This window comes from Kaistia algarum (genome assembly GCF_026343945.1).
GTDB lineage: Bacteria > Pseudomonadota > Alphaproteobacteria > Rhizobiales > Kaistiaceae > Kaistia > Kaistia algarum.
Genome location: NZ_JAPKNJ010000003.1, coordinates 436,074 through 461,179, shown reverse-complemented (window position 1 = coordinate 461,179; position 25,106 = coordinate 436,074). Strand labels below are relative to the sequence as shown.

Genomic DNA, 25,106 nt, shown 5'->3' with positions numbered 1-25,106 from the left:
GACTATTCCGCCGCCACGGCGCGAACCGGATCATAATTGAGCACCGGCGCCAGCCAGCGCTCCGCCTCGCGGATCGTCCAGCCCTTGCGCGCCGCATAATCCTCCACCTGATCGGCCTCGACCTTGCCGACACCGAAATAAAAGCTCTCCGGATGCGCGAGATAGAGCCCCGACACCGAGGAGCCCGGCAGCATGGCGTAGCTCTCGGTCAGTTCGATGCCGGCCTGCTTCTCCGCGTCGAGCAAGTCGAACAAGGTCCGCTTCTCGGTATGGTCGGGCTGTGCCGGATAGCCGGGCGCCGGACGGATGCCGGCATAGGTCTCGCGGATCAGTTCATGCGGCGCGGCGGCCGGGCCGGTCTCATAGCCCCAGAACTCACGCCTTACCCGCTCATGCATCCGCTCGGCCAGTGCCTCGGCAAGACGGTCCGCGAGCGCCTGGGAGAGGATCTTGGAATAATCGTCATTGGCGCGGGCGAAGCGCTCGGCGACGGCCGCTTCGCCGATGCCGGCCGTGACGGCAAACCCGCCGACATAGTCGGCAACGCCGGTCCCCGCCGGGGCGATGAAATCCGACAGCGCGACATGGCGGCGCTTCTCGGTCGAGCGGGCGATCTGCTGGCGCAGTGTATGAAGGCGCCCCACCTCGCCCTTCCGTTCATCATCATCATAGAGCGAGATGTCATCGCCAACGGCATTGGCCGGCCAGAAGCCGATCACGGCATTGGCCGAAATCCACTTCTCCTCGACCATTTTCGCCAGCATCGCCTGAGCATCGTCGAAAAGCGAGCGAGCGGCGGCGCCGACCTTCTCGTCCTCGAACAGGACGGGATAGGTGCCCTTGATCTCCCAGGTCGCGAAGAACGGCGTCCAGTCGATATAGGGAACAAGCTCGGCGATCGGATAGTCAGTGAAGACGCGGGTGCCGAGGAAGCTCGGGCGGGTTGGCCGGAAGCCGCTCCAGTCAAGCTTCAAGGCGTCGGCGCGGGCATCCGCCAGCGACAGCCGCCGCTTCGCCTCCTGACCGCGGGCATGGGCATCGGCGATCCGCACATAGTCGGCCTGCACATCGGCAGCATAGCTCGCCTTGTCGCGGCCGAGCAGGCTGGAAGCGACGCCGACCGCGCGGCTGGCGTCGAGCACGTAGACGGCCTGTCCACGCGCATAATTCGGATGGATCTTGACGGCGGTATGCACTTTCGAGGTCGTCGCGCCGCCGATCAAAAGCGGCACGTCGAAGCCCTCGCGCTCCATCTCGGCCGCGACGTAGCACATCTCGTCGAGCGAAGGCGTGATCAGCCCCGACAGGCCGATGGCGTCGACGTTCTGTTCGCGGGCCACGGCAAGGATCTTCGTCGCCGGCACCATGACGCCGAGGTCGATCACCTCGAAATTATTGCACTGGAGGACAACGCCGACGATGTTCTTGCCGATGTCGTGGACATCGCCCTTGACCGTGGCGAGCAGGATCTTGCCGGCCGACGACGAACCCGTCGTGCCGAGCCGGGCTTTCTCCTCCTCCATGAACGGCATCAGATAGGCGACGGCCTGCTTCATGACGCGGGCTGATTTCACCACCTGCGGCAGGAACATCTTGCCAGCGCCGAAGAGGTCGCCGACGACGTTCATGCCGGCCATCAGCGGCCCCTCGATCACGTCGAGCGGACGTGTCGAGCGCTGCCGTGCCTCTTCCGTATCGGTCTCGATGAAATCGGTGATGCCAGCGACGAGCGCATGTTCCAGCCGCTTCTCCACAGGCCATTCGCGCCAGGTAAGGTCGGCCTCCTTCTTGCTGCTCGCGCCCCCCTTGAAGCGGTCGGCGATCTCCAGCAGCCGCTCCGTGCCATCGGCCCGGCGGTTGAGGACGACGTCTTCGCAAAGCTCGCGCAGCTCCGGGTCTATCTCGTCATAGACCGGCAGCGCGCCGGCATTGACGATGCCCATGTCCATGCCGGCGGCGATGGCGTGATAGAGAAAGACAGAGTGCATCGCCGCGCGGACGCTCTCATTGCCGCGGAACGAGAAGGAAAGGTTGGAAACGCCGCCCGAGACATGCGCATGCGGCAGGTGCGAGCGGATCCAGCGCGTCGCCTCGATGAAATCGACGCCGTAATTATTGTGCTCCTCGATGCCGGTCGCAATCGCGAAGACGTTCGGATCGAAGATGATGTCTTCCGGCGGATAGCCGATCTCGTCGACGAGAATGCGATAGGCCCGGGCGCAGATCTCGGTCTTGCGCTGGAACGTATCAGCCTGGCCCTGCTCATCGAAGGCCATAACGACCACAGCGGCACCGTAGCGGCGCAGCTTTTTCGCCTGCTCGCGGAACGGCCCCTCGCCTTCCTTCATCGAAATCGAATTGACGATCGGCTTACCCTGCACGCATTGCAGCCCCGCCTCGATCACCGACCATTTCGACGAGTCGATCATGATCGGGACGCGGGCGATGTCCGGCTCGGCAGCGACGAGGTTCAGGAAGGTGACCATCGCGGCTTCGGAATCGAGCAGGCCCTCGTCCATGTTGACGTCAAGGATCTGCGCCCCGTTCGCAACCTGCTCGCGCGCCACATCCAGCGCGGCCGAATAATCGCCCGCCGTGATCAGCTTGCGGAACTTCGCCGAGCCGGTGACGTTGGTGCGCTCGCCGATATTGACGAAGGAGGCGGTGGGGGTCGTCATCAACGATCCGATCGGGACTGGTGGTGCAGGAGCATCATGGCAGGCTTGGTTTCTACGCCGCACCCACAAAGGGTTCCAGCCCGGACAGCCGCAGCCGTGGCTCGACTTCCGGAATGGGCCTCGGCTCGATGCCCTTTACGGCTTCGGCAATGGCATGGATATGATCCGGCGTCGTACCACAGCAGCCGCCGACGATGTTGACGAGATGGGAGCGGGCAAATTCTCCAACGAGGCTCGCCATCGCCGCCGGGCTCTCGTCATATTCGCCAAACTCGTTCGGCAGGCCGGCATTGGGATAGGCGCAAACCAATGTGTCGGCGACGCGGCCGATCTCGTCGATATGGCCACGCATCTCCTTCGCGCCGAGCGCGCAGTTGAGCCCGATCGAGAACGGCTTCGCATGGCGCAGCGAATACCAGAACGCCGTCGGCGTCTGGCCGGAGAGGGTGCGGCCCGAAAGATCGGTGATGGTGCCCGAGATCATGATCGGCAGTTCGACGCCCTTCTCCTCGAACACGTCCTCGACGGCGGCGACCGCGGCCTTGGCGTTCAGCGTGTCGAAGATTGTCTCGATCAGGATCAGATCGGCGCCACCATCGACGAGACCGCGTGCGGCCTCGGCATAGGCGGTGCGAAGCTCCTCGAAAGTCACAGCGCGAAAGCCCGGATTGTTGACGTCCGGTGAGATCGAGGCGGTGCGGTTGGTGGGGCCGATGGCGCCGGCGACGAAACGCGGTCGGCCGGACTCCTTCGCGACAGCATCGGCTGCACGCCGGGCGATCCGCGCGCCTTCGAAATTCAGCTCATAGGCGAGCGCCTCCATGCCGTAGTCGGCCTGGGCGATCGTGGTCGAGGAAAAGGTGTTGGTCTCGACGATGTCGGCGCCGGCCTCGAAATATTGCCGATGGATCGCCTCGACGGCATCCGGCATCGTCAGGATCAGCAGATCGTTGTTGCCCTTCAGATCCCGAGGCCAATCCTTGAACCGCTCGCCGCGGAAATCCGCCTCGGTGAGCTTCAGCCGCTGGATCATCGTGCCCATGGCGCCGTCGAGCACGAGAATGCGCGAGGATGCGAGTTGGGAGAGTTCGGTAGCTCGCGTCGAATTGCTCATGATCCAAACTCCAAACCGGCCGATGGGATTAGCGCCCCCTCTCCCTCTGGGAGAGGGACGGGGTGAGGGCCTTGCCTTGCCATCCGAACGATCTCGATCGCCACGCCTTCTATATTCGTCAGTATGTCCGAATTCCAGAAACGCAGAACCTGATAGCCAAGACCCTTCAGATAGGTTGTCCTTCGCCCGTCGTAAGCCGCCTGCTCTTCCACGTGCTGGCTACCGTCCAACTCAATGACCAGTAGCGCCTCCACGCACGCGAAATCCACGACATACGGCCCGATCGGCACCTGTCGCCGGAATTTCAGTCCCTCCAAACGCCTGTCGCGAAGGTGAGACCACAATCGTCGTTCAACATCCGTCTGATTGCGGCGAAGTGTCTTTGCCAAGCTGGTCTTGAGCCGGAAGGCCCTCACCCCACCCTCTCCCTGAGGGAGAGGGCTTCGAGCGGCTCATCCCCCGCTGGCTTTGCCGCCCGCATTCCCAACAGATGGCACACCGCATAGACCAGATCGGCGCGGTTCATCGTGTAGAAATGAAAATCCGTCACGCCGCGATCGACGAGATCGAGCACCTGCTCGGCGCAGACGGCCGCCGCGACCAGCTGGCGCGTCGACGGGTCTTCCTCGAGCCCCTCGAAGCGCGCGGCGAACCAGGGCGGCACGGTCGCGCCGGCCTTCTGCGCGAATTTCGACGTCTGGGTGAAGTTCAGCACCGGTACGATCCCCGGCACAATCGGGATCGAAATGCCTGCTGCCGCGACACGGTCGAGGAAGGCGGAATAGAGGTCATTGTCGAAGAAGAACTGCGTGATCGCGCGGCTGGCGCCGGCATCGACCTTACGCTTCAGATTGTCGAGTTCGGTCTGCCAGTCGGGACTCTCCGGATGGCGCTCGACATAGGCCGAAACCGAGACCTCGATTTCGGGATGCTGCTTGCGGATCGCGGCGACGAGATCGGCGGAATAGGCGTACCCGCCGGGATGCGGCCGATAGGTCGCGCCGATGCCCTCGACCGGATCGCCGCGCAGGGCCACGATGTGGCGCACACCGGCCTCGGCATAGGAATCGACGACGGCATCGACCTCGGCGCATGTCGCCCCGACGCAGGTCAGATGCGCCGCCGGCTTCAGCGGCGTCTCGGCGAGAATGCGCGACAGCGTCGCGTGCGTCCGCTCACGCGTCGAACCGCCGGCGCCATACGTCACCGAAACGAAAGAAGGCGACAACGGCGCCAGCCTTTCGATCGAATGCCACAGCGTCGCCTCCATCGCCTCGGTCTTGGGCGGGAAGAACTCGAAGGAAACGCGAAGGCCCTCCGCGCCGCCACCGTTCCGGCTCGCCCGTATCGCCGATCCGCTCATCAAGCCGTCTCCATCCCCGAGATCCTGTCGGCGACGAGGATGCGCGGGTCGCGCGCCAGCCAGATCGTCACCGTCAATTGTTCTTTGTTGCTGCCGCCGAGATCGACCGTCTCGGCCAGCGAGAGCCCGGCTTTCTCGATCCAGCCGGCCATCGCCTCGCGCGCGAAACCGAGGCGTCGATGCGCGTGGCGCTCGCGCAGAAATTCAAGCGCATGAGGCGCGAAGTCGACGACGAGCAGTCGCCCGCCCGGCCGCAGTACACGTGCCGCTTCGGATAGGGCCTCGGCCGGATCATCAAGAAAATGCAGCACCTGATGGATCGTCACCACATCGAACGAATCGCGCGGCATCGGCAGCTTCATGATGTCGCCGTGGCGTATTTGCGCGTTATGAATGCCAGCCTCGTCGAGATTGGCGCGCGCGACGGCCAGCATCGCGGTCGAGGCATCGATGCCGACGGCCTTGCGGTAGATGGGCGCGAATAGTTCCAGCAGCCGGCCGGTGCCCGTGCCGATATCGAGCAGCGAATCGACCGGGCGAACGCCAAGAATGCTCATCATCGCCGCCTCGACCGCCGCGTCCGGAACATGCAACGAGCGGATGGTGTCCCAGTCAGCCGCGTTCTCGGCGAAATAACGCGAGGCCTGCGCGGCATGCTCGCGCTTCACCGCCGCCAGCCACTCGCGATCGCGGATCAGCGTCGGATCGGCGGGATCGGCAAGCGCGGCGAGGTCCAGCACCAGCCGCCGCTCGGCCCCCGCCTCGGCGATCCGATAATAGACCCAGGCGCCTTCGGGATAGCGGGCGATCAGATTGGCGTCGGCCAGCAATTTCAGATGACGCGAGATGCGCGGCTGCGACTGGCCCAGAATCGCGGTCAGGTCTTTCACCGTGAGTTCGCTCTGGGCGAGCAGCACGAGGATACGATAGCGCGTCGTCTCACCCGCCGCCTTGAGCGCGGCGATGACCGCTTCGGTTGCGAGGGAGGGCTGGGACCGGCTGATCGGCATGGTGCTTCCGCGGGACGTCGACCCAATGCCGATGCGTCACGGAATAGATATAAAGATATCTTTATATGTGTAAAGGACCAACTGGCCTATGGATCGAGATCGGCGATCGGCCGGCCCCGTTCGGCAAGGACGATACGGCCGCTTCCCCCGCATTCGCGCGTGATCCAGGCGACCAGATCGCGGGCCGCAGCCTCGACATCGCCCACCCCGTTGGATTGGATGGTCACGACCGCCTGCCGCGTCGCCGGACCGACCAGCGAGCGAGCATCCTGACGCCAGTTCCAGCGCCGGCAGAGCACCTTCTCGCCATCGGCATAGACGATTTCGCCTTGCTTCGGCGGATCGTCGGCCGGCGCGCCGCCCTCGCCTTCCTCGCCGCCCGCCATGTCGAGGAAGCTGTCGCCGGGGCGCGAATATCGAAAAGCGATATCGCCGACGAGCTTGTCCAGGTCGTCAGCGCCGATCGGCAACACATGAGCGAGCGACACGGCATTATAGGCGTCGACGAAGCCGTTGATCGCCGGGAGCGGCCGATCGGCGAGCACATTTTTCACCAGCCGCTCCACCGAGGAGCGATAGCTGGTCTTCTTGATGCCAAAGGCACGGTAGGCCCGCCGCCACGCGGCGATGCCGGGGATCTCGGAGAGCTCGATACCGCCGAAGCGTGCCCGAACCTCCGCTTCGCGCGTCGCCATCTCGGCTGCGAGGGCATCTGACCGCACGTCCCGGATGTCTAGATCCTCGAAAAGGACCACTGCGACACGGAAATCGGGGAAAGTCTCGGCGAGTTCGGAAATGTCTATGTGCAAAGACGCGGCCTCCCTCTCGGAAGACCGCGTCCTAGCAAGTGTCGAGTTCTGTGGGAAGCCTACTCCGCCGCCGCGGCGAGGCCTTCCGTCGGCAGGCCGAGCGTCGCTGCGACGCCAATGCCATATTCGGGATCGGCGCGGTAGAAATGAACGATCTGCCGGTTGATGATTTCAACCGGAACGCCCTGCATCGCCGCGGCGATATTGCCGAAGAGCTGCTTCTTCTGGTCGGCCGACATCAGGCGGAAGAGATTGCCGACTTGGCTATAGTCGTCATTGCCGACGCGATGATTGTAGCGGTCGGCATCGCCCGAGATCTTCAGCGGCGGCTCGCTGAAGCGCGGATCTTCCTTCGGGCCAGAGAAGGAGTTCGGCTCGTAATAGGCGTCATTGGGGGTTGCGGGCGGGAAGAAGCGCATCGACCCGTCCTTGTGGTAATTGTGAACCGGCACCTTCGGCGCATTGACGGGCAGAGCCTCGTAATGCGTGCCGAGACGATAGCGATGCGCGTCGGCATAGGAGAAGATCCGCGCCTGCAGCATCTTGTCCGGCGAGAAGCCAATACCCGAGATGATGTTGGACGGCGAGAAGGCGACCTGCTCGATCTCGGTGAAGTAGTTGTCGGCGTTGCGGTTCAGTTCCAGTACGCCGACATCGATCAGCGGATAATCGCCATGCGGCCAGACCTTGGTCAGGTCGAAGGGATTGTACGGCGTCTTGTCGGCGTCGGCTTCCGGCATGATCTGCACGGCGAAGCGCCAGCGCGGGAAATCGCCGCGCTCAATGGCGCCGAAGAGATCTTCCTGCGTCGATTCGCGAGTCTTGCCGACGACGCCGGCGGCCTCATCATTCGTCCAGTTCTGGATACCCTGCAGCGACTTGAAGTGGAACTTGACCCAGAAACGCTCGTCCTGCGCGTTGATGAACGAGAAGGTGTGAGAGCCGAAGCCATGCATGTGGCGCACATTCTGCGGCAGGCCGCGATCCGAGAACAGGATCGTCACCTGATGCAGGCTCTCCGGCGACAGCGACCAGAAATCCCACATCGCCGTCGGCGAGCGGAGGTTGGTCTTCGGATGGCGCTTCTGCGTGTGGATGAAATCGGGGAACTTCAGCGGGTCACGGACAAAGAAGACCGGCGTGTTGTTGCCGACGAGATCCCAGTTGCCGTCCTCGGTATAGAATTTCAGCGCGAAGCCGCGCACGTCGCGCTCTGCATCGGCCGCGCCCTGTTCGCCGGCGACGGTGGAGAAGCGGGCGATCATCGGCGTCTTCTTGCCAATTTCGCCGAACAACTTCGCCTTCGTATAGCGCGAGATGTCATGCGTGACCGTCAGCGTGCCATGCGCGCCCCAGCCCTTGGCGTGGACGACGCGCTCGGGGATGCGTTCGCGGTTCTGGTGCGCCAGCTTCTCTACCAGTTGCCAATCCTGCAGCAACACCGGCCCGCGTTCGCCGGCCGTGAGCGTGTTCTGGTTGTCGGCAATCGGCGCTCCGGCCGTCGTCGTGAGTTTGTCCGTCATGGCGCCCTCCTTAGGGGTATCGCAGCTGCTTTAGAGCGCCGCTTCGTCATGGCGTGAACATGCCATGCGCTTTAGATCGGTTCCAATCATATTGAATGCAGGAAGCGATAAGAATAGCTTATCGATATTGATCTCGATCAAATTATCGTAGTGATGATCACCCTCCGCCAGTTGCGCTATTTCGAAGCCGTCGCCCGGCACCTGCATTTCGGCCGCGCCGCCGACGAATGCGGCATTTCCCAGCCCGCTCTGTCGCAGCAGATCCGCGAGATGGAAGGGATTCTCGGCCTGCCGTTGATCGAGCGCGCCACACGCCGCGTGGCGCTCACCGCCAAAGGCGCCGAGATTGCACGCCGGGGCCTGCGGATCCTGGGCGACGTGCGCGATCTCACCGATTTCGCCCGTCACGGTGGCTCGGTGCTCTCGGGATCGCTGAAGCTCGGCGTCATCCCGTCCGTCGCGCCCTATCTGCTCCCACGCGTGCTGCCGAAGGTCCAGGAAACCTATCCGGCACTGGAGCTGCAACTCCGCGAGACGCGCACCGACCAGCTGGTCGACGAACTGCTTCAGGGCCATCTCGACCTCGTGTTGATGGCGCTGCCGGCAGGCGAACCTGGGCTCGACAGCCGCAAGCTGTTCAAGGACCGCTTCCTTCTCGCTTCGAAGGCAGGCAGCGGCGAGACCGCGATCCGGCTTGCCACGCCGGAGGCGATCTCGCCCGAGCGGCTGCTGCTGCTGGAGGAAGGGCATTGCCTCCGCGAACAGGCGCTGCGCTATTGTGGCATTGCGCGATCCGGCCGGATGAGCGGCTTCGGCGCCGCCAGCCTTTCAACGATCATGCAGATGGTCGCGAATGGCTATGGCGTGACGCTGCTCCCGGAGATCTGCGTCGAGATCGAGGCGCGCGACAAGCGCATCGCATTGACCCGATTCGCAGCGCCGGAGCCCTCGCGCGACATCGGGCTCGTGTGGCGCGCATCCTCCTCGCGCCAGCACGATTTCAATGCTTTCGGCGATCTCCTGACCCAGACGATAGGCTCGGTCGGGAACACTATAGGCCTTTGAGCCAACCCTTTGCGGGGAACGGCGATTCTCGATACGAATCACCCGAACTGATCTACTATGACGAGAATGAGGCGGTCGGAATGCCGACTGCCTCCAGGGACCGCAGGCGACCGGAGGGGGCCGTTGCCGCATGACCACAGACTCGGCAGCATCGGACTCGCGATGGCCCGGCAGGCCGTCCGGCGGCTCAGGTTCGCCGACAGGGAAGCGAAGCGCGAGGCGGCCGAATCAGCGCGGATCGAGGCTGCCGAATTCCGCCTCCGCCTGAAGGCGGAGCGCGAGGCCATCCGCCTTCGCATCATCCCCGGCATGCGACGGTTGGAGGATACGCGCCAGGAGAAGGAACTCTTCGTCCGAGAGAAGCAGCACGAGGCCGGAGAACAGGCAGGCCAGCTGCGCGAGCGCTGGCGCGCTATCGAGACGATTCTCACCGAGGCTCTCGCGGAGCGGCGCACGGTCTTTCTCGAAGATCTGCGGCTGACCAATGCGCCGCTTCTCCTCCCCCCGCCCCCTGAACTCGTCGAGCCAACTGCGCGGCCTCCTCTGGGGCTTCGGCCCGAACGGGAAGAACGCGCCTGGAGCCTCGCGGCGCTGATGCCGTTGGGCCGCGGCCGATGGGCCGAGGCAGAGGATGAGCCAGTCCGGCTGGCCCGCCTTGCGGCCGAGCACGAATGGGCAGAACGGGAGCGGCGGCGGCTCGAGAATCTGACCGCCTGGGAGGTCGCGCAGGAAAGCCATCACGAGTCCTTCCTGACCAAGCAGCTCTGGCGCAACCGCGAGATCGAGGCGATGGGCCGCGAGATCGAGGCCGGCGACGCCGAAGCGATCGCCGTCTATGTCGCCCTGACGCTGGAGCGTTCGCTCTATCCGGAGGGATTTCCGGACGCCTTCGAGATCGGCTTCGACGCCGATACCGGCCTCCTGATCGTTGAGGCGGAACTGCCGGATGTCGACATCGTGCCGCGGGAGACCGACGTCCAATATATCCAGTCGAGCAACCAGATCGTCCCGGTGCCGATGCGCGGCATCGACCGCAAATTCGTCTACCAGAACCTCCTCGGCCGGATCGCGCTGCGCAGCCTCCACGAGATATTCGGCGCCACCGACGGACTGCCTGTCAGAGCGGTCGTCTATAACGGCTTTGTGCGGGCAAAGTCCGGAGGCACCCCGGCGGACCGGAAATGCGTGGTGTCGATCCTGACGAACGCCGCGGAGTTTGCCCGCGCCGACCTTCGCGATTCCGATCCGCGCGCCGCGCTCCGTCCGCTCGGGGCCCTGCTCTCGCGACCGACCGACGAGGATCCGGCGGTGACGCCGCTGGTCGCTCTCCCGCTAGCGGCGGCGAGCGGCCCCGATGCGGACGATCCGGCGGCGTTTGACATCCTCCTCTCGGATCTGCTGCGCACGCTTGGTTTCCGTTCGATCCATCGCCATGGGTCAGACGCGGCACTCCGCTTCGTTGCTTTCGACGAGCATCCTGTGCTGGGCGGCAAGGTCCTGATCGGCGGGCTGCCGAACGCCGGACTGGTCGGCGTCGAGATCGTGAACGCCTTTCTGGATTCGTTCGCGGCCAGCGGCGCGGTGCGCGGCATCCTGATGGCGAAAGGCGGCTTCGACCTCCCCGCCCTCGAACGCGCCCAGACCCAGCCCATCGAACTCATCGACGGCTACGGACTGGCGCTGCTCGCCCGGCTAGGGCCCGAACCGGAAAGCGACGACGCGGATCGCGACTGACTTCGAAACCGATCGAAGCCTCCGTCACGGCCTTCTGGAACCCACCTCGGGAGGATCGGATCGTGGCCGCGGGCGCGAATTCGAGAGCATGCTCGCGTCGTTCAAGAAGGACATTGCCGACCGGCTCGGCCTCGCCCGCACCGCCGCGGTCAAGCTGCTCGACGAGGCACTGAAGCGGGCCGAAGTGCAGATCTGGATCGCCGAAGGCGAGAGCGAACTGGTTGATCTGGGCATCCAGCTCGAATTCACCTGGCGCCTGTCGAGCCCGCTCGGCGCCGAGTGCTTCCTGTTTCCCGCGCCGCTGCTGGTCGATTCGGCCGATACAAAGGAGCGCCTGCTGACACGCTGCGGTCTCGATCGGCTGGAGAGCATCGCCGCGACGCTCGATCTCGCCGTCGTCAGCGTTGGCGACATCGGGGCGTCGGCGACGTCGTTGTCACGCAGCCTGATATGGGCGGAGGAACTTCGGGAACTGGCCGAAGGCGGCTGCGGCTGCGACATGATGTGCAACTTCCTAGACGCGGAGGGCCGCAGCGTCGACCATCCATTGTATGAGCGCGTCATGTCGATCGGCCTCGACACCATCGCCCGTGCCCGCCACATTGTCCTCCGGACCGGTGGCCGCGACCGCACCGCGGCAATCCTCGCCGCGCGCACGCGCATCCGATGCAATACGCTGGTCACGGACGAGCAGGCCGCGCGGCGGCTGCTGGAACTGTCGGCCTGACGATCAGCCTCGCACGGCGACGATGAACAGTCGCGGGAAGCGCAGCAACACGCGCCCGTCGGCCATCGGCGGATAGGCTGCAGCGATCGCCTCGCGATAGGCCTCCAGGTAATCCGGGCGCATCGGCTCGGGAACCGCGCCGAGATAGGGACGGAGCCCCGTCCCCTTCACCCACTCGACGATCGCGGCCGCGTCGGCGAGCGGGTGGTTGTAGACCGTGTGCCAGACATCGACATGGGCGGCCCAGGGCATCAGCGCGTCGAAATAGTCCCTCGGTTCCGGCAGAGCCGGCCGGCGCAGTTCCTGACCGGAGAACGCCTCGGCAAAGGCCGGCAAGCGCGCGACCGCCTCCATCAGACGATGTGTCGGCTCACTGAGATTGTCCGGCATCTGCACGGCTAGGACGCCGCTGGAGGGCAGCGCCGCGAACAGCCGCTGCAATACGGCGACGTGATCGGGAATCCACTGGAAGACCGCGTTGGCGAAGAGCAGGTCGTACGGCGCCTCGGGCGTCCACGCCCCAAGGTCAGCTTCGGCAAAGCGACAATCCGGCAGGCGCAAGCGCGCCGCCGCCAGCATATCTGGCGCCGAATCGATTCCCGTCAGATCCGCCCCGGGCCAGCGCTCGGCGAGCAATTCGGTCGAATTGCCGGGACCGCAGCCGAGATCGGCGATCCGCACAGGCCCGCTCAGCCGCACCTGAGCCAGAAGATCCCGGGCCGGCCGTGTCCTTTCATCCTCGAATTTCACATACTGGCTGGCCGACCAGGACGCCGTAGTCATTCGAATCGCTCCTTTGCTCGAACCGTGCAACAATTCTGGTGTTCCGTAGAGTCTGTTGATGCCGATGTTGTGACGGACATCACAGGGCGCGTTGATCTAGACTGCTATTGGATAGTGCTGCGAACGAGGCGGGAGGCTTCGATGCATGCAACCTTTCCGGATCTATACGGATCGTCTCATATTGCTCTTCGCCGCCGGCTGGCATGGCTCATTTCCGCGATCAGTGCCGCCGACGACGCGGCCTCGGATGGCGCCAACGCAGCCTTGAACCATTTCGCCGATTTCGTCGATTCCCAGGGCGAGAGCGAAGCCGCATGTCTGCAACCGATGCTGCGGATCGCCGATCCCACGACGGCGGATCGATTGGACCGGCAGCATGGCAAGATGGAGACGCGCATCGCGGAAATCATGCGAGGCATTGTCGCGCGGCGGGCCGCCCCGGATTCTGCCAGGGGAGAGGCTCACCGGGCTGTGCTTCGCAGTACCGCAGCGCTAATCGCCGATTGCCGACGTCACCAGACCGACGAAGAGCGAGTCGCGACGCCAGCCCTCGCCAACCACTTCCACCCCATGGCGTTGTTCGCAGCCGAACGGGCGATACACAGCACGCAAGACGTGGAGCCGCGCCGGTCCGCAATATCCGCATCGAAGCCGCTGGGAACGAGACGTGAGAGGGCCGATCTCGCGGATCTGGCTTTTCACGCCTGTACCGCAGCTTTCTTCGCCCTGGCGGAGCGCCAAGTCGAAGCCGAAATGCGGAAGGCATCTCGGAGCCCGTCGTCCTGTGACGTCCGTCACAGACGACGGAACCGGGTGCGCATAGTCTGAGTTTAACAAAGCGCGGCGGGCACCCCACCGCAGCGCCAGGCGGGAAGAACCGGACGATCCCATGGACCTCCAGACCGAAGGACCCGGATTTTCTTTCCGCCACGAGACACGCCGCAGCCTCTCGACGCCCCATGGGCGCGAGACAGTGCGGCTCCCGAGACCCTCGGCCATCCGTGGCTGAGGAAGAGCGGACGGCTCTGCCCCTGCCCCCCTAGACCCAGGTGGGGTCGTCCGCTGCTCATTCGAATGTCGTCCGCCCGGACGGCAAAGCCCAAACCGGCAGAGCCGGTGGGGCGACGAGCGATCCATCCGCGCCTCCTTCCCGGCGCAGAGGGGTCGCTCGTTCGCATTTGGCAAGCCAAATAAGGGCTTACACGAGAAGTCCAGATATAGCTCGTCGGCGCCCCTGTGCGGCGCCGACGAATGCCATTGGCCCTGCTACCGCGTCAGCGGCTTGTACTTGATGCGGTGCGGATTGACCGCGTCCGGGCCGAGGCGGCGCTTCTTGTCTTCTTCGTAATCGGCGAAATTGCCCTCGAACCACTCGACATGGCTGTCGCCCTCGAAGGCGAGGATGTGCGTGGCGAGGCGGTCGAGGAACATGCGATCGTGGCTGATGATCACGGCGCAGCCGGCGAAATCCTCCAGCGCCTCTTCCAGCGCCGACAGCGTCTCGGTATCGAGGTCGTTGGTCGGCTCGTCGAGCAGGATGACGTTGTTGGCGTCCTTCAGCAGCTTGGCGAGGTGGACGCGGTTGCGCTGGCCGCCCGAGAGCGAGCCGACCTTCTGTTGCTGGTCGCCACCCTTGAAGTTGAACGAGCCGCAATAGGCGCGCGAATTCACTTCTTTCTTGCCGAGATAGAACACTTCGGCGCCGCCGGAGATTTCCTCCCAGACCGTCTTGTTCGAGCCGAGATCGTCGCGGCCCTGGTTGACATAGCCGAGATGAACCGTGTCGCCGAGCGAGATCGTGCCGGAATCCGGCTTCTCCTCGCCGGTGATCATCTTGAACAAGGTCGACTTGCCGGCGCCGTTCGGGCCGATCACACCGACAATGCCGCCCGGGGGCAACCGGAAGGAGAGATTGTCGATCAGCAGGCGGTCGCCATAGCTCTTGGAGAGATTGTCGATCTCCAGAACCTTGTCGCCGAGCCGCTCGCCGACCGGAATGACGATCTGCGAATTGAACAGCGTCTTCTCCTGCGAGCGCTCGACCAGTTCGTCATAGGCGCGGATACGCGCCTTCGACTTCGACTGGCGGGCCTTCGGCGAGGCGGCGATCCATTCGCGCTCTTCGGCCAGCGCGCGCTGGCGGGTCGCCTCCTCGCGGCCCTCCTGCGCCATACGCTTCGCCTTCTTCTCCAGATAGGCCGAGTAGTTGCCCTCATAGGGAATCGAGCGGCCACGATCGAGCTCGAGAATCCAGCCGGTGACATTGTCGAGGAAGTAGCGATCGTGGGTGACGATCAGAATGGCGCCGGGATATTCGCGCAGGTGCTTTTCGAGCCAGTTGATCGATTCGGCGTCGAGATGGTTGGTCGGCTCGTCGAGGAGCAGCAGGTCCGGCTCCTCAAGCAGCAGGCGGCACAGGGCAACGCGGCGGCGCTCGCCGCCCGAAAGATTGTCGACGGCTGAATCGCTCGGCGGGCAGCGGAGCGCCTCCATTGCCATCTCGACCTGCGATTCGAGATCCCAGAGGTTCTGGCTGTCGATGATGTCCTGGAGCTTGGCACCCTCCTCCGCGGTCTCGTCGGAGTAGTTCATCATCAGTTCGTTGTAGCGCTCCAGGACCGCCGTCTTCTTGGAAAGACCCAGCATGACGTTCTCGAACACCGTCTTGGTCGGATCGAGATGCGGTTCCTGCGGCAGATAGCCGACGGTCGCGCCCGGCGCGACCCAGGCCTCGCCGGTGAAATCCTTGTCGAGCCCCGCCATGATCTTCAGAAGCGTCGACTTGCCCGACCCGTTCGGGCCGAGCACGCCGATCTTGGCGTCCGGATAGAAGGAAAGATGGACGTTATCGAGGACCTTCTTGCCGCCCAGATAGGACTTGGAAAGACCCTGCATGAAATAGACGAACTGCCGCGCCATGAATTCGCTCCGATGCCGCCCGCAAGCGGGACAGCGGGATATGGGAAATGGGTTGGCGTTCTTCTAGTCGAACCGATGCGGCGGAGCAATGTAAACGGCACATGGGCGCATGCGATGCGATGGAGCGCATGGAGGACGATGCCTAGATGTCCTCCCCTCGCTCCTTGGCGAGATGAGCCTCGACGTCGTAGGCGAGCGACTGAACGTCGACGGCATCTTCATTTCCGAGTATCGCTGAACGATCGATCCAGCGCTTCACGTCCTGTCGATCGCCCCTCTGGTTGGCGACCATCGCCAAGTTCCATGCGGCTAAACCACTGCCGAAGCCGGCAGCCGCGAGCAGGAATTCCATCGCAGCTTCGTCTTCACCTGCAAAGGAGAGATGGAGGCCCAGAGTCTCGATGGCGCCGGGGTGCCCCTCCTCTGCGAGCGACCTGAGCTGAGCCATGCCCCGTTCCGGATCCTCCTCGATCAGGTAGAGGATCGGCTCCAGCCGCTCGTCGATCTCGGAAACAAAGCTCATCGTCTCAAACCTTCGGCATCACGGTCTTCAGATCCACGCTCTCATCCGCCACCGCCTCGCGCGGCGGCGAGAAGCCGGCGGCGAGCCAGCGGCGGCCGAGCATGTGGTCGGTGGCGCGGTTGACTGAATCGATCGCGACGAGCCGGTCGCCCTGATAGTGGAAAACCGAGAAGCTGCCGCTTGCCGGATCGCCGCGCGGAACGCTCGAATCGGCGTCCATCGAAAGGCCGACCATCTGGAGTTTCGCGTCGCCCTGGTCGGACCAGAACCACGGCACGGCGCGATAGGGCTGGGCCTTGCCGAGCAGCGTCGCGCTCGCCGTCTTCGCCTGATCGACGGCGTTCTGCACGCTTTCGAGCCGCACCGGCCGGCCGAGCGCCCAGTGATGAAAGGATACCGCGTCCCCCGCCGCGACGATGCGCGGATCGGAGGTCCGCATGGCCTCGTCGACGACGATACCGTTGGCAACATGCAGACCGGCGGCTTCGGCAATTTCGATATTCGGAACGACGCCGACGCCCACGATCACCGTATCGGCGGGAATGCGCTCGCCGCTCGCCGCTTCGACGGCAACGACCGCCCCGTTCTCGCCGACCAGCGAGGCGACCGGCGTCTCCAGCCGGACGGTGGCGCCAAGCGTCCGGTGGAGGTCGAGGAAATAGGCCGAAATCGCGGGCGCGACGACGCGGCCCATCAGCCGAGGCGCGGCCTCCAGCACGGTCACGGTCTTGCCGAGGATGCGGGCGGTCGCGGCGAGTTCGAGGCCGATGAAGCCGCCGCCGACCACGACGACGTCGTGCGCCTCGGCGAGGCGTTGCTTCAGCCGCCGCGCATCGTCAACGGTGCGCAGCAGGAAGACATTCGCCATATTGATGCCCGGCACTGGAGGGACCCGCACGCGGGCACCGGTTGCCAGCACCAGGCCGTCAAAGGGCAATTCGCCATCGTCGAGAACCAGCCGCCCCGCATCGCGGTCGATGGCTTCCACCGTGCGTCCGAGCAGGAGCTCGACGCCGTTCTTCTCGTAGAAAAGCGCCGGCCGCAATTCCTGCGTCGCGTCATCCTCGCCCTTGATGAAGGCTTTGGAGAGCGGCGGGCGGTGATAGGGCAGCTCGTTCTCGGCCGAAACCAAGACGAGACGACCGTCGAAGCCGTCCGCACGGAGGCTCGCCGCCGCCTGGGCACCGGCATGGCCGCCGCCGATGATCGCGATGTTCTGCATGGAAATACCCTGAACGTTCGGCGCGACAGTCGCATCCGGCCGGGCGTGGATGCAAGACCCGTGTCAGCGGCTTCCGTTTGCCATGCCAATACAATACCAAAATAGGACCATATCGACCAAATAACGCCAGATGCTGCTTTTTTGGCAGAACGTCTTGCTAATGGACTGTGTTTGGTATTATTGCTCGGTTCTTCCGATCGGGACCTGCGTTCCCGCCCCTGCACAAGCTGTGACCAGCCGATGACCGAGTTCCTGTTGACGCCGGACCGCCTCGCCGGAGACGAGCGAGGCCCGCTCTATCTCCGTCTGCAAGCGATGATCCGGTCCGCGGTTGCATCCGGGACGCTGGCGCCGAACGCCACGCTGCCGGCGGAACGCGAATTTGCCGCCTCGCTCGGCATATCGCGGGTCACGGTTCGAAAAGCGATCCAGGGTTTGGTCGCTGAGGGCTTGCTGCGCCAGCGCCGCGGCTCCGGAACCTTCGTCGCCGGCGCCACCCGCCGATTCGAGCTGCCGCTGTCGGGCCTCTCTTCCTTCACCGAGGACATGCGCTCTCGCGGGCTAACGGCGACGGCCATTTGGATGATGCGTTCGGTTGGCATGCCCACCTCGGCGGAGGCGATGATGCTCGGCCTGCCGCCGACCGAGCGCGTGACGCGGCTGCACCGATTGCGGCTTGCCGATAGTGAGCCGATGGCCGTCGAACGCTCGCTGCTGCCCGCCCGCTTTCTTCCCGACCCCGCCCGTTTCGAAGGGTCGCTTTACGACACGCTCACCGCCGCCGGCCTCCGTCCCGTCCGGGCCGTGCAGCGCCTGAACGCTGAAAATGCCGACGAGGGCGACGCCCGCCTGCTAGGCATCCCGCCCGGCGGCGCCATCCTCGCGATCGAGCGGATCGCCTATCTCGCCGATGGGCGCGTGGTTGAATTCACCCGCTCGCATTATCGAGGCGACGCCTATGACTTCGTCGCCGAACTCCGACCTGATCCGAAAGAAGGAAATTGACCATGACGACGCTGATGCGCGCCGAAATCGACGAAACACCGGAAGCCGTCCGCCGTCTGCTTTCCGGCTCGCGCGAATCGATCGCGGAGGCCGGCGCACGGCTTCGCGCGCTCGATCCCAAGGTGATCGTCACCTGCGCGCGCGGCTCGTCGGACCACGCCGCGACCTTCTTCAAATATGCCTGCGAGATCACAGCCGGCGTGCCGGTCGCCTCGCTCGGGCCGTCTGTGGCCTCGATCTATCATGCGCCGCTGCGCCTTGCGGGTGCCGCCGCGCTCGCCGTCTCGCAATCCGGCAAGAGTCCCGACCTCCTCGCGCTTTTCGACGCGGCCCGTTCGGCCGGCGCCAAGACGATCGCGCTCGTCAATGTCGAGGACGCCCCGCTCGCCGAAATGGCCGACAGCTTCGTGCCGCTGCGCGCCGGCCAGGAGAAGAGCGTCGCGGCGACCAAGTCGTTCATCACCGCCGCCGTCGCGGCCATCGCCATCCTCGCCGAATGGCGCGAGGACAGCCGCCTCAAGGCCGCCATCGCGGCCCTGCCCGACCGCCTAGACGCGGCGCTCGCCTGCGACTGGAGCCCGGCGCTGGAGACCATCGTCGGCGCCAAGTCGCTCTACACGATCGGCCGGGGTCCCGGCTTCGCCATGGCGCTGGAGGCCGCGCTGAAGCTCAAGGAGACGGCGATCCTCCACGCAGAGGCCCATTCCGGCGCCGAATTGCAGCACGGTCCGGTCTCGCTGGTCGACGAGTTCTTTCCGCTGCTCGCCTTCATTCCGGAAGATGCCGCGACCCCGAGCCTGGTCGCGACCGCCAACGCCCTGCATGCGCGCGGCGCCACGATCTTCTCGGCCACCGCCGCCGACGTCGCGGGACCGCGCCTGCCGATCGCATCGACCGGTCATCCGCTCACAGATCCGATCTCGATCGTCCTCTCCTTCTACCGGCTGGTCGAGGCCGTATCCGTCGCGCGCGGCTACAATCCCGACCAGCCGCGCAATTTGAAGAAGGTCACGGAAACGGTCTGACCGCTCCGAACCAGGAAAGCCAACAGCATGACGAACCGGATCGCGTTCCTCAGCGACGAACTCTTCGACGGCGCCCGCCGTCTCACCGATGCCGCGATCCTCGTCGAGGATGGCCGCGTCCTCGCCATCCTCGCGCCCGGCGAACTGCCAGAGGACGCAAGGCGCATCGAGATGTCCGGCGGGCTGCTCGCCCCCGGCTTCGTCGACCTGCAGGTCAATGGTGGCGGCGGCGCTTTGCTCAACAGCGCCCTTACCGTCGATGGCGTGCGCACCATCTGCCGCGCCCATGCCCGCTACGGTACGACGGCGCTGCTGCCGACGCTGATCACCGATACGCCCGCCGTGACGCAGGCGGCGATCAACGCCGTCCGCGAAGCGATCGATGCCGGCGTGCCCGGCTGCCTCGGCATCCATATCGAGGGACCGCATCTGTCGGTCGCGCGCAAGGGCGCGCATGATCCGGCGCTGATCCGGCCGATGGACGAGGCCGATATCGAACGCCTCACCACGACCGGCATCGACCACGTGCTGACCACGGTCGCCGCCGAGACCGTGCCGCCGGCGCAGATCGCGCGGCTCACGGCGGGCGGGGTCCATGTCGCGATCGGCCATTCGGATGCGTCTTATGAGGTCGCCTCGGCGGCGTTCGCGGCCGGCGCGCGCGGCATCACGCATCTCTTCAACGCCATGAGCCAGCTCGGCCATCGCCTGCCCGGCGTCGTCGGCGCCGCGCTCGACAGCCCGGACGCGTGGTGCGGCCTGATCGCCGACGGTTTCCACGTCCATCCGGCGGCGATCGCCAACGCCCTTCGCGCCAAGCGCGCGCCGGGCCGCGTCTATCTGGTGACGGATGCGATGTCGACGGTCGGCTCGGCGCTTACGCAGTTCGAGCTAAACGGCCGCGTCATCCAGCGGGCCGGCGGCAAGCTGACGCTCGAAGACGGCACGCTCGCCGGCTCGGATCTCGACATGATCGGCGCCATCCGTTTCATGACGCGCGTGGTCGGCCTGTCGCTCGACGAGACCCTGCGCATGGCGACGCTCTATCCGGCGCAGTTCCTCGGCATCGATCGAACCCATGGCCGCATCGCGCCCGGCTCGCGGGCCGATTTCGTCTGGCTCGGTGACGACCTCTCGGCAAAAGACGTCTATATCGGGGGCGTGCGACAGACCTTCGAACCGCTCGCCTGAGAGACATGATGCCGGATATTCTCGCCTTCGACATAGGCGGCTCCAAGATCGAGATCGCCCGTGTCGCTGCCGATGGTGCCGTCACGGACCGCGCGACGCTGCCGACGCCCCATACGGGCTGGAACGACTTCGCCGATTCGGTCGCCACGTTGTTCGAGCGGGCCGGCGGGGCGCGCTCGGTCGGCCTGTCGATCGCCGGCACGGTCGATCCGGCGACCGGCATCGCCAACGCCGCCAATATCCCCTCGATTACCGGCCAGCGCGTCGAAGCCGGGCTGGCGGAACGTCTCGGCATTCCCGTACGCGTCGGCAATGACGCCGATTGCTTCGCGCTCGCCGAGGCCAAGGTCGGCGTCGGCAAGGGCCTGCCGATCATCTTCGCCGTGATCCTCGGCACGGGGGTCGGCGGCGGTGTTGTGATCGGCGGGCGCATGGTTCGCGGCGCGCACGGCGTCACCGGCGAATGGGGCCATGGACCGGTACTGGCCGATTCGGTGCGGCTGCGCGGAATTCCCGTCGTCGCCTGCGGCTGCGGCCAGGTCGGCTGCGTCGATGTCTATGGCTCGGCGCGCGGCCTCGAATATATCCATGAGGGGCTTTCCGGCGCGAAGCTGCCGCGTCAGGCGATCACCACCGCCTGGCATGCGGGCGACGCGGCGGCCGAACGCACCATCGAGGTCTACGTCGACCTCCTGAGCGCGCCGCTCTCCATGATCGTCAACACGCTCGGCCCCTCGGTCATCCCCGTGGGCGGCGGGCTCTCGGCGGAGACGAAACTGGTATCCCGTATCGACGCGGCGGTTCGCTCGCGCATTCTGGCCCGCTACGAGGCGCCGCTCGTCGTACCGGGCGCGACCCGCGGCGCCAGCGGCTTGATCGGCGCGGCCATGCTGGCAGCCGAGGCATTGGAGGAGGCGTGAGCGTGGGTGTTACGGTCGAGATCTGCGTCGAAAGTGCCGAGGGACTTGCCGCGGCGATGGCCGGCGGGGCCGACCGGATCGAACTTTGCGCCGCGCTGTCGCTGGGCGGCCTGACGCCGTCACCCGGCCTGATGCGGATCGCCGCCAAGGCCGCGATCCCCGTCTACGCCATGATCCGCCCGCGTGAGGGCGATTTTGTCTATTCGCCGGCCGATTTCGACCAGATGCGCCGCGAGATCGACGCGGTGCGCTCGGCCGGCCTCGCCGGCATCGCGATCGGCGCCTGCGAACAGGGCGGGCGACTGGATGCCGAAGCGCTGTTTCATCTCATGGCCCATGCCAAGGGCCTCGGCGCCACGCTGCACCGGGCCTTCGACGCCGCGCCGGACCCGTTCGAGGCGATCGACATTGCCGTCGGTCTCGGCTTCGAGCGCGTCCTTTCCTCCGGGGGCCCCGGCACGGCCGAGGACAACCGGATGCGCGTTGCCGAGTTCGTGCGCCATGCCGGCGCGCGAATTTCGGTCATGCCCGGCTCCGGTGTTCGCTCCCGGAACGTAACCCGTATCCTCGCGGCGACCGGCGCATACGAGGTCCACGCCTCTTGCCGGACCGGCAGCCGGATCGAAGCGCCGGAGGCCGTTCGCCTCGGTTTCGCGTCCGGCCCGACGGCGCCCGCCACATCGGAGACGGAGGTGGCTGATCTCGTCGCCGCCATCCGAACGTTCGAAAACACCCCCGCCTGATTGCATACAATCGATCATCGGCCGGTCTGGACGGTGAATCTGACGAGAATTTCAGCAGGTTGCTTCTTTGACATCGCCTCCGCCGCCATGGCAGGTTCGATGCTGGAAGAGCCAGAAATTCATAGCAACAGGGCTCCAAAAGGATCCATGGCGCAGATCGTTTTCAACCGCGTCAGCAAGCGTTATGACGACGGCCAACTCGCAGTGAACGCCCTCGATCTGGAGATCGCGGACGGCGAATTTCTCGTGCTCGTCGGCCCTTCCGGCTGCGGCAAGTCGACGGCGCTCCGGATGATCGCCGGCCTCGAGGAAATTTCCGACGGCGACCTCTTGATCGACGGCCAGATCGCCAACGACCTCGCCCCGCGCGACCGCAACATCGCGATGGTGTTCCAATCCTACGCCCTCTATCCGCATCTGACGGTCGCGGACAACATCGCCTTCGGCTTGAAGGTGCGCGGCGAGGACAAGGAACAGATCCGCAAGAAGGTCGCGGAAGCCGCGCAGCTGCTGGAACTCTCGGACTATCTGCAGCGCAAGCCGGGCAAGCTCTCCGGCGGCCAGCGCCAGCGTGTCGCCATGGGACGGGCGCTCGTGCGCTCGCCCAAGGCCTATCTCATGGACGAGCCGCTTTCCAATCTCGATGCGCGCCTTCGCGGCCAGATGCGCGCCGAGATCGCCCGCCTCCAGAAGATGACCGGCGTCACCACCGTCTATGTCACGCACGACCAGATCGAGGCGATGACGATGGGTGACCGGGTCGCCGTCATGAACAAGGGCCTGCTGCAACAGCTCGCCGCGCCGCGCACGCTCTATGATGCACCGGCCAATCTCTTCGTCGCCGGCTTCATCGGTTCGCCGCCGATGAACCTCCTCGCCGGCCACATCACCGGCGAAGGCGATGCCTTGTCCCTCAAGCTCGGACAATTGGTCCTTCCGATCGACGCCGCGGCTCTGGCCGCACGGCCGGCGCTGCGCGCCCATGTCGGCGACGCGATCGTGGCCGGCATCCGGCCTGAAGCCTTCCACCTGGCTGAGGATCGTCCGGGCGAGCCGGGACTGCTCTGCGGCCATGTCGCCTTTGTCGAAGATCTCGGCGCCAATCTCCTCGTCCATGTCGACCTCGATGGCGCTTCGGTCGTCTCGGCCGGATTGCCGGAGGACAAGGACGAGATGTCGAGCGCCCGCACCCGGCCTCGCGCCGTGCTCGACGGGACGCTCTCGATCAAAAGCGGCAGCCGCATCGGCCTCACTGTGGACCCGACACGCATCCACGTCTTCGACGCGAAGACCGAGAAGGCGATCGTCGGCTGAGGGAATGACCGACATGACTCTCCCTTGGCCGATCAACGGCCCGCTCGATCTGTCGCGCACCGCTCTCGTCGTCATCGACATGCAGACCGATTTCTGCGGTCCCGATGGCTGGATCGATCGTCTCGGCCAGAGCACCGCCAATACAAGAGAGCCGATCGGCCCGATCGCGACCTTGCTGATGGCGGCGCGGGCGGCCGGCATGACGATCATCCACACCCGCGAGGGCCATCGCCCGGACCTCTCGGACTTGAACCCGGTCAAGCGCTGGCGCAGCCGGACGCATGGCGTCGGCATCGGCGATCCGAGCAATCTCGGCCGCGCCCTGACGCGCGGCGAGCCGGGTCACGACATCATCCCCGAACTCTATCCGGAAGCGAATGAGATCGTCGTAGACAAGCCCGGCAAGAGTTCGTTTCACGCGACCGAGTTCGACAACATCCTGCGCGCCCGCGGCATCGAGGCGATGATCATTGCCGGTGTGACCTCGGATTGCTGCGTGCAGTCGACGCTGCGGGACGGCGCCGACCTTGGTTATGACTGCCTGCTCGTCACGGACGGCACCGCCGCCGTGGAGAAGGCCAATCATGACGGCATGCTGGCCGTGCTCGCCGCCCATGGCGGGCGCTGGGGCGCCGAGGCGACGGCCGAGGACATTGCCGCCAGGATCGCCGAGGCTTCGCGATGAGCGCCTTCGCATCGATCCAGTCGCGGCCCTATGCCTGGCCCTACACGGGCGCGTGGAGCTTCGCCGACACGGCCTTGTTTCTCGTCGATTTTCAATCCGAGCCGGTCGCGGAGACCAAGGCCGAAGGTGTCGTTGCGGGGCTTGCTCCCCTGCTCGCCACCTGGCGCGAGACCGGTGGCTTTGTGCTGCATGGCCGCCGCGGCTTCGATCCACTGGTCGGCCTGCCGCGCGTGCTCGCAGCCCGAAACGATGCCCGTCCTGTTGACCGCATCCTGCCGCGCGGCAGCGAGGGCTGGGAAATCGTCGAGGCGCTGGCGCCGCTGGCCGGCGAACCGGTGATCGAGCATGCCGGCGACAACGCCTTTCTCGGCACGGATCTGAACTTCCTGATCGAGCAGCGGCACATCGCCAATCTCGTCTTCGCGGGCCTGCGCACGGAGGGCTCCGTGCACGCAACGATGCGCGCCGCCAATGATATCGGCCTGGAATCGCTGCTGCTGGAAGACGGCACCACGACCGATCTGCCCGGCGCCAAGGATTCGATCCTCAACATCACCCGCTTCGGCTCGGGCCTGTTCGGCACGACGACGACGATCGCCGTGTTGCAGGGCGCGATCGGCTAAGACGCGTGACCATCTCGCATTGCTTCACCTCTCCCTGAGGGAGAGGTCGGCGCGTAGTGCCGGGAGAGGGTTTACGGCCTCTCCGGAGAATTCCCTAAACCCTCTCCCGCCGGCCTTTGGCCGTCGACCT

Annotated in this window: 21 protein-coding genes and 1 pseudogene; 12 read left to right on the top strand and 10 right to left on the bottom strand. The window is 65.4% G+C overall.

Features of this window, described 5'->3' with window-relative positions; translation table 11 throughout:
* Positions 1-2: 2 nt before the first annotated feature.
* The 6 genes and pseudogenes from metH to OSH05_RS20435 all read right to left on the bottom strand — a co-directional run bounded on the left by metH (position 3) and on the right by OSH05_RS20435 (position 8,497).
* Positions 3-3,792 (bottom strand): annotated as a pseudogene (gene metH / locus OSH05_RS20460) (methionine synthase).
* A complete protein-coding gene (locus tag OSH05_RS20455; protein WP_104217821.1) occupies positions 3,789-4,208 on the bottom strand; it encodes an endonuclease domain-containing protein in 420 nt (139 codons plus the stop codon). Before OSH05_RS20455 ends, metH begins: the two are co-directional and overlap by 4 nt.
* Complete coding sequence (metF, locus tag OSH05_RS20450) at positions 4,205-5,155, bottom strand: methylenetetrahydrofolate reductase [NAD(P)H] (RefSeq protein WP_104217822.1); 951 nt, start codon at positions 5,153-5,155, stop codon at positions 4,205-4,207. Before metF ends, OSH05_RS20455 begins: the two co-directional genes overlap by 4 nt.
* Positions 5,155-6,165 carry an ArsR/SmtB family transcription factor gene (locus tag OSH05_RS20445; protein ID WP_104217823.1) on the bottom strand — a complete coding sequence of 337 codons (1,011 nt, stop codon included), beginning with the start codon at positions 6,163-6,165 and terminating at the stop codon, positions 5,155-5,157. Before OSH05_RS20445 ends, metF begins: the two co-directional genes overlap by 1 nt.
* 86 nt (positions 6,166-6,251) lie before the next feature.
* A complete protein-coding gene (locus OSH05_RS20440; protein WP_104217824.1) occupies positions 6,252-6,974 on the bottom strand; it encodes a B3/B4 domain-containing protein in 723 nt (240 codons plus the stop codon).
* A gap of 59 nt (positions 6,975-7,033) precedes the next feature.
* Positions 7,034-8,497: a catalase gene (locus OSH05_RS20435; RefSeq protein ID WP_104217825.1), complete on the bottom strand. Its 1,464-nt coding sequence runs from the start codon at positions 8,495-8,497 to the stop codon at positions 7,034-7,036.
* A gap of 153 nt (positions 8,498-8,650) precedes the next feature.
* Between OSH05_RS20435 and OSH05_RS20430 the strand changes: the two genes are divergently transcribed.
* The 3 genes from OSH05_RS20430 to OSH05_RS20420 all read left to right on the top strand — a co-directional run bounded on the left by OSH05_RS20430 (position 8,651) and on the right by OSH05_RS20420 (position 12,023).
* Positions 8,651-9,562, top strand: a complete 912-nt coding sequence (locus tag OSH05_RS20430; RefSeq protein WP_104217826.1) for a hydrogen peroxide-inducible genes activator — start codon at positions 8,651-8,653, stop codon at positions 9,560-9,562.
* A 162-nt stretch (positions 9,563-9,724) separates the two neighbouring features.
* The gene (locus OSH05_RS20425) at positions 9,725-11,296 is read left to right on the top strand and encodes a restriction endonuclease (RefSeq protein ID WP_266352872.1); all 1,572 of its coding nucleotides are present in this window, start codon (positions 9,725-9,727) and stop codon (positions 11,294-11,296) included.
* 88 nt (positions 11,297-11,384) lie between these two features.
* Positions 11,385-12,023: a sugar-binding domain-containing protein gene (locus OSH05_RS20420; protein ID WP_104217828.1), complete on the top strand. Its 639-nt coding sequence runs from the start codon at positions 11,385-11,387 to the stop codon at positions 12,021-12,023.
* A gap of 3 nt (positions 12,024-12,026) precedes the next feature.
* Here OSH05_RS20420 and tam read toward each other — a convergent pair whose 3' ends face one another.
* Entirely contained in the window at positions 12,027-12,806 is a 780-nt protein-coding gene (tam, locus tag OSH05_RS20415) for a trans-aconitate 2-methyltransferase (RefSeq protein ID WP_104217829.1), read from the bottom strand.
* Positions 12,807-12,947: 141 nt separating this feature from the next.
* Here tam and OSH05_RS20410 point away from each other — a divergent pair, with 141 nt between their 5' ends.
* Entirely contained in the window at positions 12,948-13,634 is a 687-nt protein-coding gene (locus tag OSH05_RS20410) for a hemerythrin domain-containing protein (RefSeq protein ID WP_104217830.1), read from the top strand.
* Positions 13,635-14,072: 438 nt separating this feature from the next.
* Here the strand turns inward: OSH05_RS20410 and ettA are convergent, their stop codons facing one another.
* The 3 genes from ettA to OSH05_RS20395 all read right to left on the bottom strand — a co-directional run bounded on the left by ettA (position 14,073) and on the right by OSH05_RS20395 (position 17,470).
* A complete protein-coding gene (ettA, locus tag OSH05_RS20405; RefSeq protein WP_104217831.1) occupies positions 14,073-15,725 on the bottom strand; it encodes an energy-dependent translational throttle protein EttA in 1,653 nt (550 codons plus the stop codon).
* A 142-nt stretch (positions 15,726-15,867) separates the two neighbouring features.
* The gene (locus OSH05_RS20400) at positions 15,868-16,248 is read right to left on the bottom strand and encodes an SEL1-like repeat protein (RefSeq protein ID WP_104217832.1); all 381 of its coding nucleotides are present in this window, start codon (positions 16,246-16,248) and stop codon (positions 15,868-15,870) included.
* 4 nt (positions 16,249-16,252) lie between these two features.
* The gene (locus OSH05_RS20395) at positions 16,253-17,470 is read right to left on the bottom strand and encodes an NAD(P)/FAD-dependent oxidoreductase (RefSeq protein WP_104217833.1); all 1,218 of its coding nucleotides are present in this window, start codon (positions 17,468-17,470) and stop codon (positions 16,253-16,255) included.
* A 240-nt stretch (positions 17,471-17,710) separates the two neighbouring features.
* Between OSH05_RS20395 and OSH05_RS20390 the strand changes: the two genes are divergently transcribed.
* The 8 genes from OSH05_RS20390 (at position 17,711) to OSH05_RS20355 (ending at position 24,976) form a co-directional block, all read left to right on the top strand.
* Positions 17,711-18,475: a GntR family transcriptional regulator gene (locus tag OSH05_RS20390; RefSeq protein ID WP_104217834.1), complete on the top strand. Its 765-nt coding sequence runs from the start codon at positions 17,711-17,713 to the stop codon at positions 18,473-18,475.
* A 2-nt stretch (positions 18,476-18,477) separates the two neighbouring features.
* On the top strand, positions 18,478-19,500 hold the full coding sequence (locus OSH05_RS20385; RefSeq protein WP_104217835.1) for an SIS domain-containing protein: 1,023 nt from the start codon (positions 18,478-18,480) through the stop codon (positions 19,498-19,500).
* A 27-nt stretch (positions 19,501-19,527) separates the two neighbouring features.
* Positions 19,528-20,691, top strand: a complete 1,164-nt coding sequence (nagA, locus tag OSH05_RS20380) for an N-acetylglucosamine-6-phosphate deacetylase (RefSeq protein WP_104217836.1) — start codon at positions 19,528-19,530, stop codon at positions 20,689-20,691.
* Between the two features lie 8 nt (positions 20,692-20,699).
* Positions 20,700-21,611, top strand: a complete 912-nt coding sequence (locus tag OSH05_RS20375) for an ROK family protein (protein ID WP_165801490.1) — start codon at positions 20,700-20,702, stop codon at positions 21,609-21,611.
* 2 nt (positions 21,612-21,613) lie between these two features.
* The gene (locus tag OSH05_RS20370; protein ID WP_407660448.1) at positions 21,614-22,354 is read left to right on the top strand and encodes a copper homeostasis protein CutC; all 741 of its coding nucleotides are present in this window, start codon (positions 21,614-21,616) and stop codon (positions 22,352-22,354) included.
* A gap of 147 nt (positions 22,355-22,501) precedes the next feature.
* The gene (locus tag OSH05_RS20365; protein ID WP_104217839.1) at positions 22,502-23,668 is read left to right on the top strand and encodes an ABC transporter ATP-binding protein; all 1,167 of its coding nucleotides are present in this window, start codon (positions 22,502-22,504) and stop codon (positions 23,666-23,668) included.
* A 13-nt stretch (positions 23,669-23,681) separates the two neighbouring features.
* Positions 23,682-24,353 (top strand): cysteine hydrolase family protein, encoded by a 672-nt coding sequence (locus tag OSH05_RS20360; RefSeq protein WP_266352871.1) that lies wholly within the window; start codon positions 23,682-23,684, stop codon positions 24,351-24,353.
* Positions 24,350-24,976 (top strand): cysteine hydrolase family protein, encoded by a 627-nt coding sequence (locus tag OSH05_RS20355; protein ID WP_104217841.1) that lies wholly within the window; start codon positions 24,350-24,352, stop codon positions 24,974-24,976. Before OSH05_RS20360 ends, OSH05_RS20355 begins: the two co-directional genes overlap by 4 nt.
* The last annotated feature ends 130 nt before the right edge of the window (positions 24,977-25,106 follow it).

Coding starts and splice junctions, on each gene's coding strand:
- OSH05_RS20360 (WP_266352871.1), top strand. CDS start 23,682: ATGACTCTCCCTTGGCCGATCAACGGCCCGCTCGATCTGTCGCGCACC.
- OSH05_RS20430 (WP_104217826.1), top strand. CDS start 8,651: ATGATCACCCTCCGCCAGTTGCGCTATTTCGAAGCCGTCGCCCGGCAC.
- tam (WP_104217829.1), bottom strand. CDS start 12,806: ATGACTACGGCGTCCTGGTCGGCCAGCCAGTATGTGAAATTCGAGGAT.
- OSH05_RS20400 (WP_104217832.1), bottom strand. CDS start 16,248: ATGAGCTTTGTTTCCGAGATCGACGAGCGGCTGGAGCCGATCCTCTAC.
- OSH05_RS20435 (WP_104217825.1), bottom strand. CDS start 8,497: ATGACGGACAAACTCACGACGACGGCCGGAGCGCCGATTGCCGACAAC.
- OSH05_RS20410 (WP_104217830.1), top strand. CDS start 12,948: ATGCATGCAACCTTTCCGGATCTATACGGATCGTCTCATATTGCTCTT.
- nagA (WP_104217836.1), top strand. CDS start 19,528: ATGACGAACCGGATCGCGTTCCTCAGCGACGAACTCTTCGACGGCGCC.
- OSH05_RS20445 (WP_104217823.1), bottom strand. CDS start 6,165: ATGCCGATCAGCCGGTCCCAGCCCTCCCTCGCAACCGAAGCGGTCATC.
- OSH05_RS20385 (WP_104217835.1), top strand. CDS start 18,478: ATGACGACGCTGATGCGCGCCGAAATCGACGAAACACCGGAAGCCGTC.
- ettA (WP_104217831.1), bottom strand. CDS start 15,725: ATGGCGCGGCAGTTCGTCTATTTCATGCAGGGTCTTTCCAAGTCCTAT.
- OSH05_RS20420 (WP_104217828.1), top strand. CDS start 11,385: ATGCTCGCGTCGTTCAAGAAGGACATTGCCGACCGGCTCGGCCTCGCC.
- OSH05_RS20375 (WP_165801490.1), top strand. CDS start 20,700: ATGCCGGATATTCTCGCCTTCGACATAGGCGGCTCCAAGATCGAGATC.
- OSH05_RS20425 (WP_266352872.1), top strand. CDS start 9,725: ATGGCCCGGCAGGCCGTCCGGCGGCTCAGGTTCGCCGACAGGGAAGCG.
- OSH05_RS20365 (WP_104217839.1), top strand. CDS start 22,502: ATGGCGCAGATCGTTTTCAACCGCGTCAGCAAGCGTTATGACGACGGC.
- OSH05_RS20395 (WP_104217833.1), bottom strand. CDS start 17,470: ATGCAGAACATCGCGATCATCGGCGGCGGCCATGCCGGTGCCCAGGCG.
- metF (WP_104217822.1), bottom strand. CDS start 5,155: ATGAGCGGATCGGCGATACGGGCGAGCCGGAACGGTGGCGGCGCGGAG.
- OSH05_RS20390 (WP_104217834.1), top strand. CDS start 17,711: ATGACCGAGTTCCTGTTGACGCCGGACCGCCTCGCCGGAGACGAGCGA.
- OSH05_RS20355 (WP_104217841.1), top strand. CDS start 24,350: ATGAGCGCCTTCGCATCGATCCAGTCGCGGCCCTATGCCTGGCCCTAC.